General features: G+C 65.0%; 8 protein-coding genes. 7 read left to right on the top strand and 1 reads right to left on the bottom strand.

Translation table 11 applies throughout. The features are described 5' to 3' along the window. Positions 1 to 72 precede the first annotated feature (72 nt). The 5 genes from FXF65_RS46200 (at position 73) to FXF65_RS11030 (ending at position 4,121) form a co-directional block, all read left to right on the top strand. Positions 73 to 609, top strand: coding sequence for a DNA methyltransferase (locus FXF65_RS46200; RefSeq protein ID WP_425458744.1), 537 nt, complete (start codon positions 73 to 75; stop codon positions 607 to 609). Positions 610 to 957: 348 nt separating this feature from the next. Then, positions 958 to 1,347: a tyrosine-type recombinase/integrase gene (locus tag FXF65_RS45205; protein ID WP_281288897.1), complete on the top strand. Its 390-nt coding sequence runs from the start codon at positions 958 to 960 to the stop codon at positions 1,345 to 1,347. Positions 1,348 to 1,351: 4 nt separating this feature from the next. Further along, positions 1,352 to 1,609 carry a hypothetical protein gene (locus FXF65_RS11040; RefSeq protein ID WP_148349665.1) on the top strand — a complete coding sequence of 86 codons (258 nt, stop codon included), beginning with the start codon at positions 1,352 to 1,354 and terminating at the stop codon, positions 1,607 to 1,609. Positions 1,610 to 2,085: 476 nt separating this feature from the next. After that, positions 2,086 to 2,712, top strand: coding sequence for a hypothetical protein (locus FXF65_RS11035; protein WP_148349664.1), 627 nt, complete (start codon positions 2,086 to 2,088; stop codon positions 2,710 to 2,712). 797 nt (positions 2,713 to 3,509) lie between these two features. Next, entirely contained in the window at positions 3,510 to 4,121 is a 612-nt protein-coding gene (locus FXF65_RS11030; RefSeq protein WP_148349663.1) for a protein NO VEIN domain-containing protein, read from the top strand. Between the two features lie 1,744 nt (positions 4,122 to 5,865). Here FXF65_RS11030 and FXF65_RS11025 read toward each other — a convergent pair. Further along, the gene (locus FXF65_RS11025) at positions 5,866 to 6,297 is read right to left on the bottom strand and encodes a hypothetical protein (protein WP_148349662.1); all 432 of its coding nucleotides are present in this window, start codon (positions 6,295 to 6,297) and stop codon (positions 5,866 to 5,868) included. Between the two features lie 885 nt (positions 6,298 to 7,182). On the opposite strand from FXF65_RS11025, the gene FXF65_RS11020 reads away from it, so the two are divergent. Together FXF65_RS11020 and FXF65_RS11015 are read left to right on the top strand one after the other, a co-directional pair. Beyond that, a complete protein-coding gene (locus FXF65_RS11020; protein ID WP_246198513.1) occupies positions 7,183 to 10,689 on the top strand; it encodes a LamG domain-containing protein in 3,507 nt (1,168 codons plus the stop codon). A gap of 136 nt (positions 10,690 to 10,825) precedes the next feature. Beyond that, positions 10,826 to 17,785 (top strand): RHS repeat-associated core domain-containing protein, encoded by a 6,960-nt coding sequence (locus tag FXF65_RS11015; protein ID WP_148349660.1) that lies wholly within the window; start codon positions 10,826 to 10,828, stop codon positions 17,783 to 17,785. Positions 17,786 to 17,835 lie beyond the last annotated feature (50 nt).

Below are 17,835 nucleotides of genomic sequence, written 5' to 3'. Positions count from 1 at the left end.
TGTCGGAAATGACAGTTCCGCTCGGCTACGATTAAGAGCAGGGTAAGCGGCCACTTAATTTTCACGCAAGAGGTGCGCCCGCACAACCGTCCGGCCCGATCCGGTCAACACGGATTCCCGCCTCCGGATCGCCGCCATCATCCACCGGGCAGCTCCCCTGATGGCCAAGAGCCCGTGGACCTGCCGTTTCACATAGATCGTCCGATACCTTCCAGCACGGCTGCTAAAGGATCACGACCCCACTCCCGAAAGGCCAGGCAGTGTCGACAAGGTGGGCTTTTCTGCTTATTTTTCCCCGTTAGTACCGAGCGTCAAGGCCCGCGCGCGTGCCGAGTGGGACGAGACCTGGCTGGGTTTGGTCAAGGGGTCCGTTCGGGTGGTGGACAGTCAGCCCGGCAGGTCGGAGGTGTGCCGCTCACCTGCGTTGCCGCCGGGTGCCGCCCGGACGGCACAGTCCTGGACATATTCGCGGCAGATGCCACCACAGGAATTGCCGCCCGGCACCTCGACCGCTCCTTCATCGGCGTGGAGCGATCAGCGGATCTGTGCCGTGCCGCAGAGCGGAGACTTCGGGAGGGCAGCGGCCACAGCGACGGCGATACGCGATGAGTGGGCCGAGACAAGATCCTAACCACTCGGTTAGATGCGCCGGGCTGAGCAGCCAATATGCTGCAGATTCACGCGATGGCCCCGGTGCTGACCAGAGGGCTGAGCGGCCGCTCTCGACGCGCGCGGAATTCCTCGCAGTGAGCGGCAGTGAAGGTCGAGCGCTGGAAGCGCTTCAACTCGCAGTGATCCGAGAGATTCTTCAATGGCTAGATCGACGCGCCGACCCGCAAGAGTAGACCCTCAAACGGCGCCGAGGCGAATGTCGTCCTTCCATGGCTTGAGACTGTCACTGACACTAATCCGCTTGATGGAGCCTCACAGGCCAGGCTGCCGGTACCGGTCGCGTGGTTGGGACGTACCTCCACCGATGACCAGAACGCCGCGAAGAAGGCCGCTGGCAAGGCATGGCAGGAACACGGGCTCGTGTTCGCCTCACGTGTCGGGACGCCACTCGACTCGCACAACGTCCGCCGCGGGTTCCGGCGCATGCTGGCCAACGCTGGACTACCGGCCGCGGAGTGGACGCCGCGGGAGATGCGGCACAGCTTCGCGTCGCTCCTGTCGGATAGCGGCGTCGCCCTCGAAGACATTGCCCGGCTGTGCGGGCACAGCGGGACGGCAGTCACAGAGGCGGTCTACCGGCTCCAGATCAGGCCAGTAATCGAGGGCGGCGCCACGGCTATGGATCACATCTTCCCTAGTTCCGAAAACAAGGCACAACCAAGTGAGGGAGAGTGAGGAGATGCCAACTGACCACAAGCGGGATCACGACCAGATCGCCGAGGCGATCAAGGGTGACTGGCTAGCAAGGGAGCGGCTGCTCGTCCACCTGGCACGAGAGCACGGATTCACTGTCAGCGACGTGGACAACGCTGGCCTGGCCGTGCTGATCGTCCAGCATGACGACGCTCACGGGGCACCGTGCTTCACAGAGGCCGAGAAGGCGGGCCCGTCCGACGGGCTGAGGCAAGGACTCCGGCACCTGCGTGAGGGTGCCTGACCGTCGCCCCTAGTCACTCAGTTAGATACTCAGGGCCAAAAAGAGGCCGGTTCTGTGTGAGCGGAATCGGCCTCTGAGCTGCTGTCGGGACGGCGGGATTTGAAGCCACGACACCTTGACCCCAGGACGGCGGGGGAGTGATCTTTGCAGATCAGAGGGTATTTCGAATGCGTGTTTGAAGTTCGCTCATCAGGAACTCGTTCGCCTGGGTGCATAGTGTGTGGTCCCCAGATGGTCCCCAGTTTGGAAGACGTCGGACCATGATCCCTTGAAGCGCTCTGACGCGGGTCATCCCTGTTTAGGCACTTCCTCTGAACCGCTGCGACTCCCTGCAAGTCACCGTCTGTACTGGCATGGTGCGGCACGCGGGGTGACACTTAAGCCTCAAGACGTGAGGAGTCAGCGAGTAGACATAGTTCTCCAGACATTCGGAGCAACAGCCGGAAAGGATCATGATCCTATGCCACACTATAGGTATGGCCGAAGATGCGGAAGATAAAAAGGAATCTCGATTTAATGTAGCGTTCCCTGCATGGCTTGCGCTCATTGGTGTACTTGTCGCAAGTATATTGTCAAGCGCTGGCACATATTTTGTAGCCCAGATCAACATAAAGGCAGATGAATCAAAGCGAGGGTCGGAAAGACGTTTCAAGCTAGAAGATGAGCAGCGAGACGCTCGAAAGAAGGCGTATCAAGATTTTTTGATTGCTGCCGAAAAAGCAGCAATCTATGAACGGTCTCTTTGGTGCAAGAATGGACATAGAGCGCCTTCACCTTCGGGAGTTTGGCAAGATGATTATAATATATGCCCCAACGCCCCCGATGGGACTAGCATTCAGAGATCGCTAGCCGATTCCTCGCCAATCGTTCTTTTGTATGCGGGCGACGACGTACGTAACTACACTTATCAATTTGTTGCCGAATCTACCTTTCTTCTGAAGAATAGAAAGAAGTTGGAGGCTAAGGCGAAAGCCACTTCTTTCAGTGATAATCCTGAAGGATATATAAATCACCTTGAGTGGAAGTATATGGAGTTGGCGTCGTATATGTGCAAGGATCAATCACTCTTGCCAAATAAATGCAAGACGCCGATTTTGAAATAAATGAACGGGAAAGCTGGACGGTTCCGGACTTGCGTGGGGGCGGGGCCTCGTAGCATGGTGCGGCGGCCGGGCGGCACCTGCCTGCCCGCACTGGCCCGTCGCGAGGCCCCGCGCGGGCCGCGCACGTCGGAAACCGGTCAGCGGTACATGGCGTGGGTAGCGCAGCCCCGTGAGACTGGGCGCTCGTCTTCGTGCGGCCTCGTAACAGCTGCTGGTCTTCGCGCCTGCCGACCCGGCCGTTTTAGGCCTGGCCGCCTGCCGTGCCCCAAGCTAAGGCCGGCGGCCAGGTTTCCGCGTCGGCGGCGCGTGCGGCCCGGTTCTCGGGCCGCCTTGAGAAGACGTACAGAGAGTCTGCCCAGGGCTCCAGAGGCCAGCGAAGAAGCGGCGTACAGTCAGAGGGGTACGCCCGTAGGTCGCTCGCATCCGGGCAAATGGACCGCGCCGCGTTGCTAGCACACTACTAGCCGGTCTCATTGCGCGCCCTTAGGGCTTATGTATCCCCGAAGGACGTTTCTCGGCCGTCCTCAGGGCTGGCCAACTCAGGCTAGGCGACCAAGACTGTCCCTGCCGCGTGCCAAGGTATGGCGCATGCGAGCCGTAGCCGATGACGGTCGAGTGCTGGATGCCGAGTACGCGGTCGAGGCCGAGCCTGAGAGCGGACTGTTGTCGTTGATGTTGGAGAGCAGTTCGGGCGTCGCGGGCCTGGCGGTACGAGCTGACCGGCTACACCCCGTTGGCCGCCCCGATCGGGCAACAGGCTCTACGACCGCTCGAAGACCAGCTTCGCGCCATCAAGAGTGACCTGGAAGCACATGTCAAATAGGCCGCTGTACTTCCCCTTCGTCTTCTCCCCGAACCGGCCGCTGCGCACCGCGCAGGCGTACCTTGTCAAGGTCCCCGCCGCCATCCTTGCTCTGCTCCCCGAGCTGGCGGAACTCACCCGCTCCACGCCCGCCGCCAATACGCCGAGGCGTACGTCCGCCCGTCCGCGGCGGCCCCGTTCGCGAACCGGCGCCGGCTACCTGGCCGACCCGGTCCTACGCAAAGCCATCGAAGAGCACGCCGTCCGCCGCGCCCGCGACCTCTACCCCGACCACCACATCACCGACGTCGGCGCAGTTTGCTCCTATAGCCTGCGAGCCGTCAAAAGCGACGAAGAGATCCACATCGAGGTCAAAGGCTCTATCGGCAACGCCGACACCGTCGAACTCACCACCAACGAAGTCACCCACGCCCGAACCACCCGAACTGATTTGGTGGTCGTCGACCAGATCACCTGGCAACGCCGATCCGACGGCACCATCCAGACCAGCGGGGGACGCTGCCGCCACTGGACCACCTGGCAACCCGACGAAACAGATCTCCAGCCCACCCGCTACCGCTACACCCTCCCCGCCTCGGAGGGGTAGTCACTCAGTTAGACACTCGGCACGAAAAGAGGCCGGTTCCGACTGGCTCGGATCCGGCCTCTGAGCTGCTGTCGGGACGGCGGGATTTGAACCCACGACCCCTTGACCCCCAGCAATGAAAGACGCTCTCGCCCACCTGCAATGATCAAGGTATCGGCAGGTCAGGCCCTTATGGTCACCTGGCCTTAGCCAGTCTGACGCAGTCTGACCTTCATGATCATCCCACGGATTTCCCACAGCGGGCCAGCAGGTTGGGCGCGTCATTGGGGGTGATCGATCGCTGTCAGGGCCACGGTCACGATGGTGTTCGCGGTCACCTTCGTGGGGCTTTGACGGGTGCTGGAAGGTGCCTGTTGTGCCATCACGGTGTCGTCACTGGACGGCTCTGGTGGACCGTTGGCCAAGTTCAACGCGTGCCAGGAACCGGTGCGTGAGGCATCCTGGCTTCGCCTTCTTCGGGCCCCGGACGTCGCGGCAAGATCGCTTGTCCGGGGCCTTCGCGTGGTGCGGTCGCCGCGGGTACCGCCGCCACCATCACCTGACTACTGAGCCTGCTTGCCCACCGGGTCTGACCATCCACGCCGAGGCAGCCGCGCGGCACGGCAACGGGGCACGCGGCCAGGCGCACGATCTGTGACACGAACCGGGGGAGGGGAGAGATGGAAGGAGCGTCATGGGTTGGTCGGGGTGCCTGAACCCGGCCCTGAACGGACTACTAGGTCAAGGGCTCCTCGGCGTCCCCGGCGGCGGTCAGGCCGAAGCGGCGGAGCCGCTCCGCACTCTCGCGGTCGCCGGTCTGCTCCCGCCACCTGGCCAGGGACTCAGCGCGGCGATGCTTCCGGCGTCGACAGCCTGCCGGTACAGGTGTGCGGCGTGCCGGTAGCGGCCTCTCTTCTCCGCCTCCCTTCCGATGACGGCGAGGTCGTCGGAGGTGGAGGCGCAGTGAGCAGCCTCGGTCCAGAAAGTGCTGGAGCAGAGGTAGGCGCGTTCGGCGCGGGCATGTTGTTCGAGGTAGTCGGCGAGTCGGTACAGCCGATGGGGCGGGTTCGGCTCACTGGGCGGGGCCGGTGTTCGACCAGCGGACCGGGCAGACGCCGGCGCTGGGCTGTGGGCTCGTCCAGCGCGTCGGGAAACCAGGCAGTTAGTTGTGCGGCGGTGAACCCGGGCGGAGCGGTGACGTACTCGGCCTGTCCGAGTAGCGCCCGCGTCGCACGGTGCGGATCGGGCCCCGCGGGGTCGTGCGGGACGCCGGTTAGCGCGCGCCGGAAGTCGGGCCACATCGCCCCCTGCACCAGCACGCAGGCGGGGTCGGCTGGCAGCGCCCTCCCACCACGCGCACGCAGGCTCGGAAGAGGCGGGCTCCGAAGGCGTCGCCTCCTCCGAAGGGGCGGCCATCTCGTCTGACGTCTTCCCCTGAGGTGGGCTGCGGAGCGCGGCGGCGGGCCTCCCCGGGGCCGATCCCTATTGTCGGTGAAATGTTCGGTCCACGCTAGGTTCACAGCGGGTTGCCATCAGCGGGATCCGGCGGCACTCGGCCGCCTGCGCCGTCCGATGGCTCCCTTGCCTCATCGGACAGGTCAGCGGGTGTTTCCGCTGGTGACGGTGGCGCGCACCCAACCCGGCGCAATGAGAACCTTTCGCCCCTAATCTCGGGGGACCGGTGGTGCCAGGCCGCAGGGGCTGGGTGAGCAGGGCGCGGGCTTGGCGGATCTGCTCCGGGGTCAGCGGCTCGTCCTTGGTCGGGTCATTGGGACTGCTGGCGCGTCACCCAGGTGTCAGCGCGTACTCCGAACTCCGTCTTCACCTGGAATTTGGTGACCTTTCCTCCGGAACAGTACGGCCAGAAGCCGACGTCCAGCTTGCTGCCACCGAACAGGATCCACCAGGCATCGACACCAGCTTTCTCCAGCCGAGCGCTGATCGTGCCCTTCTGTACGCCCGTCAGTTCATAGCTGGCTTGTTCACCCGGCTGCATGACGATGGTGAACTTCTTCTCGTGCAGGGTGCCGACGTAGGTTCCGATCCATTGGGGGTACTGAGACGCGCACTCCGCAGCCTGGACGGGAGCGGTCTTCGCTGGGGTCGCCCCGGCGGGGTGAGCCGCCAAGGGCGCCGCGACGGTGGCGGCGGTGACGCCGGTGGTCAGGGCGAACATGACGCGCTGGATTCGAGGCATGGCGGGATCCTTACCAGGTAGGGGCGGTACTGGACCGCCCGCGGGTCGGGGCAGCATCCACATGCCATCACTAAATGTGACTCATCAAAAACTCTCTGTAGGTGTCTGTGTCGCGTCCCAGGGGTTTGAGAAGTCAGTCTTCAGCGTGAGGTTGTGACGGTTCCGGGGAGGGGTGATCTGGCGTGGTTCGGGCGTGTGCTGTGTGCATGGTGCTTGGGCTGGTTGGGTGGTCGGGGCGGAATCGCGGTGTGCCTCTTACGGCGCGGATGCGAGCTCATGCGGTTTTGCAGTGATGTGTGCCGTGCTCCGGGTGAAGGTGGCGCGGGGCGACGCCCTCCCCGTGAAGGTGTTCAAGGAGAGACGGTGGTTCGGTCGGCGTGTCCGGGAGTGCGGGCGCGAGTGGCTGGCCGGGTCGAGCTGCGCGCGGATGCGGTGACTTGTCGGCGGAGAGTTCGTAGACCGCCGAGCGTTGGGGTGGGCCCGTGTTGAATCGGACTCATTGGGGCCTCTGAAGAAGGCGCGGGGTGTTGATTTATCCATTGAGGGCGAATTCAAACGCCATGTTGCGGCCGAAAGCGGTCAGCTCTCTGATCGCGTTCAGGTAGCGATATGCAACTGCCTGTCACTCTCGTCTCGACCGATTAAGAGGGGATGCCCAGGGCTCCCTCTTGGACTACTCTGTAACTGTGTGGTCTAGATCACACCTGCAAGATCAATCGGAATGCTTTCCCGGTTTCGAGTTGCGGGTTACGTTGAGGCGGTTTTGATCACCCTTTACGCCTTGGGGTTCATATGGGTCGCGGCCTTGTTCGCCGTTGCGCGTTTGTTCTTCGGTCGTTGTTGTGGCGGCGTCCGGCGTCGTTGGCCCATCTTTTGGCGTTGGTGATGGTCGCCGTATTGGTGCAGGTTCCTTTGTTGTCGGTGCTGCCGAGTCCTGCGGTTCGTGCTGAGGAGCCGAGGGCGGAGGCGACTGAGGAGCGGGCGTTGGCGGCGGCTCGGCGGTCGGGTGAGCCGGTGGAGGTGCTGGCCGGGCGGGGCGAGGACCGGACGGTGCGGGCGCTGCCGAGCGGGCGGATGGAGGTCGAGCAGCACATCCAGCCGATCCGTGCTCGTCGGGACGGCAAGTGGGCCGCGATCGACACGAGCTTGCAACGTTCCGGTGATGGTGTGGTCCCGGGTGCGACGACGGTCGGGCTGCGGTTCTCGGGTGGTGGTAGCGGGCCGATGGTGCAGATGACGCGGGCCGGGCGCAAGCTGGCGTTGACGTGGCCGCAGCCGTTGCCGGAGCCGTCCATCGCCGGTGACACCGCGACGTATGCGGGTGTGCTGGGCGCGGGCGTCGATTTGCAGTTGCGGGCTGAGGCGGACGGTTTCGCGCACACGCTGGTGGTCAAGACGGCAGAGGCTGCCCAGGACCCGCGGCTGGCGCAGTTGGCGCTGGCGTTGTCGGCTCCGGGGCTGTCGGTGTCGCAGGAGTCGGCGAGCGGGGTGCTGTCGGCCAAGACGTCTTCGGGTATGACGGTGTTCGACGCGCCGTCGCCGATGATGTGGGACTCCTCGACGGCGGCGGGTGGTGCGGGGTCGCCGACGGCGACCGTGCCGCAGGTGCGGGCGTTGGACAGCGGGCAGGGGCCCGCGGAGGGGGCCAAGACGGCGCCGGTCGATGTCGAGATTTCCGGCGGAACGCTCACCTTGACCCCTGATCGGGGCCTGCTGACCGCGGCGGACACGACGTTTCCGGTGTACATCGATCCGGTGTGGGGGGCGCATAAGGCGTCGGCGTGGGGGATGGTGTCGTCGGGGTATCCGAGCCAGTCGTATTACGAGTTCGGCGGGAAGTCGACCGAGGGTGTCGGGCGCTGTGAGGTGGCCAAGGACGGCAACTGCGTCAAGAACCAGACCAAGCGGCTGTTCTACAAGGTGAAATTGCCGTCGCTGAAGGGCCGCTACGTGCAGGCGGTGGAGTTCACCGCTTTTGAGACCGGTGCTTACGACTGCAATAATCCGACATCGGTCCAGCTGTGGCGCACTTTGCAGTTGAAGTCGTATGCGACCTGGAACAACACGGTCGGGTCGTGGAACGACGGGGGAGCCTGGGGCGAGCGCCTGGCCTCGCGTGATGTGGCGTACTGCTCGAAGGCGCCAGTGGAGTTCGGCGGGTCGTTGCTGCGTGAGCATGTGCAGTCGGCGTTGAACAAGGGATATGGCGACATCACGTTCGGACTGAAGGCCTACAGCGAGTCGACGATGGATTGGTGGAAGCGATTCTCTAACGAGGCTTTCCTGACGATCCAGTACAACAATCCGCCCTACACCGTCAACTACAAGTCGATGAGCACCGATCCCGGCGGGTTGTGCGCGCCTGGGAACGATCCGGTCGTCATCAACAGGGTGCCGAAGTTGACGGGGTACTTCTGGGATCCCGACGACGAGGATGCCAACAAGGTGCAGCCGGAGTTCGCCTCCTACTGGGACACCGGAGACGGAAAGGGCTTCATCCAGCGGTGGTCGTCGGGGCTGATCGCTCCGGCGGCGAAATCGGGGACGCCGCGCAGTGTCGTGATGCCGGGCACGATCCCGCAGAAGACGCTCATCGGCTGGCACGCGCGAGCCTGGGACGGCGAACTCTACGGGCCTTGGTCCTCGACGGGCGCCGCACCGGCCTGCTACTTCATTTACGACCCGTCCAAGCCAGCTCCGACCATCACCTCCACCGACTATCCCGATGACGGCGGGTGGCACGGCGGCGTCGGGCAGGCGGGATCGTTCACCATCGCCGATCCCGAGGGAGTCGCCGACCGGTACGAGGTCAGGCTCAACAACACATTGATCATGACGGTGGCCACGACCGCAGGCGCCGCGCGGACGATCACGCTGGCGCCTGATCAGTACGGCCCCAACTCGGTGAGCGTGGTGGCGTTGGCGCCGTCGGCGCAGGATTCGGCGACCGCCAGCCTCAGTTTCCTGGTCAATACCGGAGCCCCGGCCAAGGCGCACTTCACGCTGAACGAACAAGCCGGTTCCTCGGCCGCGGCGGCGCAGACCCGCGACGGTGAGCCGGCGGTCACCGCCGCCCTGGGCGGCGGTGGGACGTTCGGACAGAGGGGCCAGCTGGGGACGGCGCTGACCTTGGATGGGACGGGCTCGGCGGGAACCAGCGGGCCGATCCTGGATACGGGCAAGCCGTTCGCGGTGTCGGTGTGGGCGCGGCTGACTCAGGCGGGCGTGACCCAGACCGTCCTCAGCCAGGACGGGACGTCTAAGAGCGGCTTCTACCTCAAATACGACGGCGCTCTGAACAAGTGGGTGCTGTCAATGGTGCCGTCCGACTCCGCTGAAGCCGGCGCCACCCAGGCGGTATCGAAGAACCCGGCGGAGCTGAATACCTGGACTCATCTGGTCGGCGTGTACGACCAGACCAAGAAGCTGCAGATTTACGTCAACGGTGACGCCGGCACCCCGAGTTCGGCCGTGCCGGCGGCGTGGAACGCGACCCACGGGTTCCAGATCGGGCGTGGCCTATGGCTCGGCAATCCCGCCGACCAATGGCACGGGCAGATCGACGACGTCCACGTCTTTGACCGGATCGTCTCCGCCAAGGAGATCACGGATCTGTACCAGCAGGCCCCGGTCCTGAAGGCCCGATGGAAGCTCAACGCGGCGACCGGCGACCTAAGCGTCGGTGAAACCCATGGTGGAACGACCTTGCCGCTGAAGTTGCACAATGGGGCGACGATTTCGTCCGGCGCGGGGTTCAAGGGGCCGTTCGTGTCGTCGGCGGGACTGCAACTGGACGGGCTGGGCGCCTACGCCGAGGCCGATCCGGTCGATCCCGCGGCCGGACAGGCGTTGATCTCCACCGATGAGAGCTTCACCCTGTCCGGCTGGGTGCAGAACCTGCAGCGGCCGCAGACGACCGCCACGGTGTTCTCCGTCCCCGGGACTCAGACCAATGCGTTCGCGCTGCGCTATGTCCCGGACGCGGCCGAGCCGGCGGATCTGGGTGTGTGGCAGTTGGAGATGAACAATGCCGATCTCCCTGCCGGTGATGCCTCCAAGCCACAGCGGTTGACCAGTAATTCGGCCTATACCGAGGACGACTGGGACCACATCGCGGTCGTCTACGACGCGACGAACCGGACCATGAGCCTGTACATCAATGGTTCCATGGTGAACGGCGCCGAAGGCGACTCCGCAGAAGGCGACGTACGTCCCTTCAAAGGCACCGGCGGGCTGCAGGTCGGTCGCAACGCCCTCGGCGGGGGAGGCGCGGGAACCGGCTTCTGGCCCGCGGCCTTGGACGATGTCTGGCTGTATCGAGGCGTCCTGAGCCCCGTCCAGATCGTCCAGCTTGGCCAGCCGATCGAACTCGATACCGACGACGGACCCTAAACACCGCACCCCTGCGTGGCAGACGCCTTGGGCCTCGTGCACGGGCGCCTGCCCGCCGAATCCAGCAGATCCAACGGTTCGTGCCCCGGGGCCTTCCCGGGGTTGGAGCAGGCGCGCGTGGGCGCAGGAGGAAGCCGTGAGAACAGGCCGCAAGACCCTGGTGCTGTCCCGTCCCCGGACCGCCCGCGCAGTCGCGGCGGTCATGGCCGTGACCCTCGCCGCCGGGCTGTTGTCGGCTCCGCCGCCCGCGCTCGCCGAACCACCCAACGCTCACCGGCCGACCGTCGGTGATCATGAAGATCCGGTCAAGGGCCATGATCTGAAGGTCCGCCCGCGTAAGACGGCGACGTTGAGGCCGGGGCCGCCGGCCAAGGCCGCTTGGCCCAAGCCCGGCACCAGCGACGTGTCTGTGCCCGCGGACCCCGCGCGAAAGGTACGGGCGGACGCGTTGCCGGTGCGGGTGCTGCCCGCCGACAAGCGTGCTGTACGCAACGGGATAGGGGTCGCGGCGAAGGTGCGCGTGACGGTGCTGGACCGCGCCACCGCGCCCAGAGCCGGGGTGGACGGATTGGCGTTCACCGTGGCCCGCACTGACAAACCCCAGGCCGGCCAGGTCGGTGTTGAACTGGACTACTCGCAATTCGCGCAGGCATTCGGCGGCTCTTACGGATCCCGACTGCGCCTGTACCAGATGCCCGCGTGCGCGCTCAGCATTCCCGACAAGCCCGAGTGTCGTTTGGCCGCGCCGCTGAAGGCCGTCAACAACAGCCGCAAGCAGACCCTCACCGCCCAGATCACCGCCGCTCCCGCCCAGACCGCCCCGTCTGGGAGCTCGTCCACCGCGGCGACGGCGGGAACGCTCCTGGTCGCGGTGGCCGGATCGTCTGGCCCGCAAGGTGATTTCAAGGCGACCTCGCTGGAGGCGTCGGCGACCTGGCAGGCCGGGGGCAGCGGCGGCGAGTTCAGCTGGTCGTATCCGATGCGGGTGCCGCCCGTGCCCGGCGGCCTCACCCCGAACGTCGCGGTCACCTATTCATCGGGAAGCGTCGACGGTAAGACCTCCAACACCAACGGGCAGCCGTCCTGGATCGGTGAGGGGTTCGACCTGTGGCCGGGCTACATCGAGCGGCGCTACAAGTCGTGCGAGGACGACGGCGCGCCAAAGGACGAGTGGGGGAACTCGCCAGGCGATCTGTGCTGGGGATATGACAACGCGACCGTCACCTGGAACGGCAAGGGCGGCGAGCTGATCAAAGCCTCCGACGGCACCTGGCGGATGAAGGGCGACGACGGCACCAAGTTCGAAAAACTCACCGACGTGGCCACCGGCAACGGCGACAACGACGGGGAGTACTGGAAGGTCACCACGACCGACGGCGTCCAGTACTTCTTCGGCCTCAACCGCGTCCCCGGCTGGGTGAATGACAAGCCCGAGACCGACTCCACGTGGACCACTCCGGTTTTCGGCGACGACGAGAACGAGTACTGCCACAAGTCGACGTTCGCTGATTCGTGGTGTCAGCAGGCCTACCGGTGGAACCTGGACTATGTCGTCGACCCGTCCGGCAACGCCATCGTCTACAGCTACGCCAAGGAGACCAACCACTACGGCCGCAACCTCAAGGCCGCAGACGAAACCCCCTACGTGCGCGGCGGATATCTGAAGACGATCTCCTATGGGATGCGCAAGGACAAACTGTTCGACAAAGCGCCCGCACAAGTGAGCTTCACCCCCGCCGAACGCTGCATCCCGGATGCGACCTTCGACTGCGACCCGTCCAATATCGGCGATAAACCGGACTCGTGGTGGGACGTCCCGTGGGACATGCACTGCGACTCCGGCCAGGAATGCAAGGACACCCACGGCACGCTCTCGCCGACGTTCTGGTCCCGCAAGCGCCTCGCCCAGGTCACCACCCAGATCCTCAAACCGGACGGTTCGGGATACCGGCCGGTGGACTCCTGGGCGTTCACCCACGCCTGGGGCCTGGCCGACATCGACCGCGACCTGTTGCTGACCAGCATCCAGCACACCGGCCACGCCGCCGACGGGACGTTCGTCACGCTGCCGAAGACGACCATCAGCAACGTCCAACTGCCCAACCGGCTGGACAGGACCGGCGACGACATCCAGCGCTACGTCCGCTACCGAGTCGGAGCGATCGACGACGAATCCGGCGGGCAGATCGACGTCAGCTATTCCACCCCCGAATCGAGCTGCTCCCCGACCGACCGGCCCACCCCGGAGACCAACACCACCCGCTGCATGCCGGTGATCTGGACACCGCCCGGCCGCGACGAACCGATGACCGACTGGTTCCACAAATACGTGGTGACCAGCGTGATGCAGACCGACCTCACCGGCGGCTCACCGGAAATGGTCACCAAATACCAGTACCTGGGCGGCGCCGCCTGGCACTACGACGACGATGACGGCCTCACCAAGGACAAGAACAAGACCTGGTCGCAATGGCGCGGCTACGGCCAGGTCCGCACCTTCACCGGCAACTACAACGATCCCGCCACCCAGACCGACACCTTCTACCTGCGCGGAATGGACGGCGACCGAAAGAACAAGGACGGCGGTGAAAAGTCGGTCACCGTCTCCGACGGTGAGGGCGGCACCCACACTGACCACGACCCCTTCGCCGGGTTCACCCTCAAGACCGTCACCTACGACAAGCCCGGCGGCACGGTCTACGCCAAGACCGTCAACACCCCGTGGAAGGCGCAGACCGCGTCCCGGACACGGTCGTGGGGCACCACCACCGCCAACGTCACCGCCACCGACTCCACCCAGACCTGGACGGCCAGGGACGGCGGCGGCTGGACCCAGACCAAAACCGACAACACCTACCAGGCCTCAGGCCCCGGCGTCGGCCGCACCACCAGAGTCGACGACATGGGCGACGTCACCACCACGGCCGACGACAAATGCACCACCACCAGCTACGCCGACAACACCGGCGCCTGGATGGTCAACTCGCCGTCCCGTGTCGAGACCGTCGCGGTCAACTGCTCGACCACACCCGACCGATCCACCCAGGTCATGTCCGACGTCCGCACCTACTACGACAACGGCGGCTTCGGCGAGGGCTCCACGGTCGGGAACGTCACCAGAGTTGAAAAGATCGCCTCCCACAACGGCACCACCGCGACCTACGTCACCCAGGTGGAAACACGCTACGACGCCTACCGTCGCCCGGTGGAGGTCACCGACGCCGCCGGTCACGTCACCACCAGCGCCTACAGCCAAACCCAGGGTCTGACCACCCAGGTCACCACGACCGGTCCTCCGGCCAAACCCGGGGATTCCTCCACGTCGTTGACCCGGACCCAGCAACTCGACCCCGCCTTGGGCCTGCCGGTCACCGAACTGGACGTCTCCAACGGCAACCTGCGCACCGACCTGACCTACGACCCGCTCGGACGGCTGCTGAAGGTCTGGCTGCCCAACCGGCGCAAAGCCACCGACAACCCCACCTACGAATTCTCCTACCGGGTCACCCAGGGACAGATCGTCGCAGTCACCACAAAGACCCTCGCGGCCGACGGCAGCCAGAAACTCGGACAGATCGAACTGCTCGACGGGCTGCTCCGCACCCGCCAGCTCCAAGTCCCCGGCCCGGACGGCCGACTGATCTCCGACACCTTCTACGACAACCGCGGGCAGGTCACCAAGACCTACGCTCCCTACACCGCCACCGAAGCCCCCCAAGCCACTCTGTTCGGCGTCGACGTCCCCGGTGAGATCGAAACCCAGACCCACACCGATTACGACGGCTTGGGCCGCAAGACCGTAGAGCGCCTGAGCACTGGTAACGGCGACCAGCCCGACAGCGAACTGTGGCGCACCACTTACGCCTACGGCGGCGGTAACCGCGTCTCGGTCACCCCGCCCACCGGCGGCACCCCCACCGCCCAGCTCACCGACGCCCGCGGGCAGGTCATCCAACGCCGCCAGTACAAGGCCGCCACGCCCACCGGCGACTACGACGCCACCACCTACACCTACACTCCCGCCGGAGAGATCGCCTCGGTCACAGATCCGTCCGGCAACACCTTCACCACCACCTACGACCTGCGCGGTCGCAAGATCCGCACCACCGACCCCGACAAGGGCGCGACCACCTTCACCTACGACGACCTGGACCAGGTCACCTCCACCACCGACGCCCGCGGCAAGAAGGTCTTCCTCGACTACGACGGGCAAGGCCGCAAGACCGCAGCCCACGACGGATCAGCAGACGGCCCGATCCTGGCCTCCTGGACCTACGACACCAGCATCCGCGGCAAGGGCAAGCTCGCCTCAGCGACCCGGCGCACCCCCAATGGCGACTACACCAACGGCGTCTACAAGTACGACACCCTGGGCCGTCCCGAAACCACCACCCTGACCGTCCCAGCCTCCCAAGGCCCGCTCGCGGGAACCTACGCCTTCTCCACCAGTTTCAACGCTGACGGCACCGTCAAGGGCGAGACCATGCCCGCAGCGGGCGGGCTGCCCGGCGAAAGCCTCGTCTACGCCTACGACACCTGGCAGCGCCCCACCGGACTGACCGGCAAAGCCACCTACGTCAACACCGCCCAATACACCCCCACCGGCAAACCCACGCTCGTCGAGTACGGGACCGACCCCACCAAACAAGCCTGGCAGACCTTCTCCTACGAGTACGGCACCCAGCGGCTGGCCAACGCCCGCACCACCCGCGCAGGCATCAGCGGCGCCGACCGCAACGCCACCTACCACTACACCGACACCGGCACCGTCACCTCAATCACCGACAACTCCCGCGACGGTGTCGACAACCAATGCTTCACCTACGACCACCTGCAACGTCTCACCCAAGCCTGGACCCAGACCACCACCGACCCGTGCGCGACCGAACCCACCCCCGCGCTGATCGGCGGCCCAGCGCCGTACTGGCAGACCTTCACCTACGACACCGCCGGAAACCGCAAAACCCAAACCCTGCACGGCACCGGCGGCAAACCCGATACCACCCGCACCTACACCTACGCCGCCCCGGGCAACGGCAACCGCCTCAACAAGGTCGTCCAAACCGGCGGCGACGGCGACCGCACCAGCACCTATGCCTACGACGCCACCGGCAACACCACCACCCGCACCACCGCCGACGGCAGCCCGGCCACAAGCACCCAGACATTCGACTGGGGCACCGAAGGTGAACTGACCAAGGTCACCGAGAACAGCAACGACGAGACCTACGTCTATGACGCCGACGGCAACCGCATCATCCGAAAGGACCCCGCCGGCGCCACCTTGTACATGCCCGATGGCACCGAACTACGCGCCCTCAACGGCGCCGCCACCGCCACCGGCACCCGCTACTACACCTTCGCCGACCAAACCGTGGCGATGCGCACCTCCGACGGCACCCTCACCTACCTCACCGCCGACACCCAAGGCAGCGCCCAAGCCGCCATCAACGCTGCCAGTCAGCAGACCACCATCCGCCGCTTCGACCCCTTCGGCAACCTCCGCGGCTTCGACGAGAACGCGACCTGGCCCGGCGAAAAGGGCTTCGTCGACGGCACCCAGGACCCGACTGGCCTCACCCACCTCGGCGCCCGCCAATACGACCCCCAGACCGGCCGTTTCATCTCCGTCGACCCCCTCATCGACCAGGCCGACCCCCAACAGATGAACGGCTACACCTACGCCAACAACAACCCCGCCACCCACGCAGACCCCGACGGCACCTGCCCACCCGACATCTGCGGCAACGGCGTCATCAACGTCGGCCACAAGACACCAGCGAAAAATGGCGGCTGCGGCCACGACTGCGGAAACCCGCCTCGCGGTTTCGGGCACCCGTCGACCCCTTCCGGGGGTGGGAACGCAGTCGACAAGCCGGTGAAGGCCCGGTGGGGCGACCAAACGGTACATGCGCCGAACCTCGTTGCATACTGGACCGCCGTCTACAAGATGCTCCAAGTGGTGTATGACCGCCACAACGGTGATCGTGGCCCGCTCGATCCGCAACTCATGCCCGAATGCGGCATCAACAGCAGTGACAACAGCGCCTGCGGAATCGGAGACCTCGGCCGTCTCGGCAACTTCGGCAAACTACTCTGCCAAATCGGCCACTTCGCATGCGACCGCATGTCCGGAAAACAATTTCTCAATGCAGGGATGAGTGGCTGGGACGGGTCCCTCGGCAGAGACGGCGGCGTCACCGGCGCCGAGGGCATCGGCGGAATGGGACGAGGACGCCCCAGAGCAGAGGGAGGACTGGGAGAGTGCAGCAGCTTCGTCCCAAATACCTCGGTGCTCATGGCCGACGGCAGCCAGAAGACCATCGAAGACATCAAAGTCGGCGACGAGGTTCTCGCTACCGACCCGGAAACGGGGACGACCACAGCCCAACCCGTGCTGGGAACCATCACCAGCAAGGGTGACAAGAACCTCGTCCAAATCACCATCGACACCGACACTCCGATCCGCTTCAAGGCGACCCGCGACGCTCCACAGCCCCGTGTCGCAAAGCGGCTAAGCCCGAAACTCGCCAAGAGCGGCGTGGTCATCGCCACCGACACCCACCCCTTCTGGGCCGCCGGTGAGAGCAGTTCCTGGATCAAAGCCGCTGACCTCAAACCCGGCATGTGGCTCCGCACCAGCACCGGCACCTACGTCCAGGTAACTGCCACCAAGCACTGGACCGCCCACCACCAGCGCGTCCACAATCTCACCATCGCAACCCTCCACACGTACTATGTTCTTGTCGGCAGCACTCCGGTACTCGCTCATAACTGCGGCTTCAGCCTCGAGAGTGCAGACGAGCATTTCGACAAGCACGTTCTAGGGTTGGATGATGCAGGTAACCCGACTCGTAGACCGGACATGCCAGAGTATGACTATGATGGTGGATATGAGCAGATGGTCGCTGATGCTTGCGCCCTGATGTGTGGGGAAAAGCCTGCGGGGGCCATGGAGGCGATACGTGGAACCGATGGCGTATTGATTAGACTGGATGCTGACGGGCGGATCGGAATGCTGGATGGGAGTGAGATCACTACGTATTTCCGACCGGATGATCCAATGGGTTACTTCCTTCGGCAGGCTGGGCGGTAATGGAGCCAGGACTCTTCGAAGTGGCGTTCACCGAGTTCACGGAGGCGTCA

It is taken from the genome of Actinomadura syzygii (assembly GCF_008085905.1).
GTDB lineage: Bacteria > Actinomycetota > Actinomycetes > Streptosporangiales > Streptosporangiaceae > Spirillospora > Spirillospora syzygii.
This window is presented reverse-complemented; position numbering and strand designations above follow the sequence as displayed.

What these genes read in the sequence shown, in the direction of transcription:
- FXF65_RS11040 (WP_148349665.1), top strand. Translation starts at nt 1,352, where the DNA reads ATGCCAACTGACCACAAGCGGGATCACGACCAGATCGCCGAGGCGATC.
- FXF65_RS11035 (WP_148349664.1), top strand. Translation starts at nt 2,086, where the DNA reads ATGGCCGAAGATGCGGAAGATAAAAAGGAATCTCGATTTAATGTAGCG.
- FXF65_RS11025 (WP_148349662.1), bottom strand. Translation starts at nt 6,297, where the DNA reads ATGCCTCGAATCCAGCGCGTCATGTTCGCCCTGACCACCGGCGTCACC.
- FXF65_RS11020 (WP_246198513.1), top strand. Translation starts at nt 7,183, where the DNA reads ATGGTCGCCGTATTGGTGCAGGTTCCTTTGTTGTCGGTGCTGCCGAGT.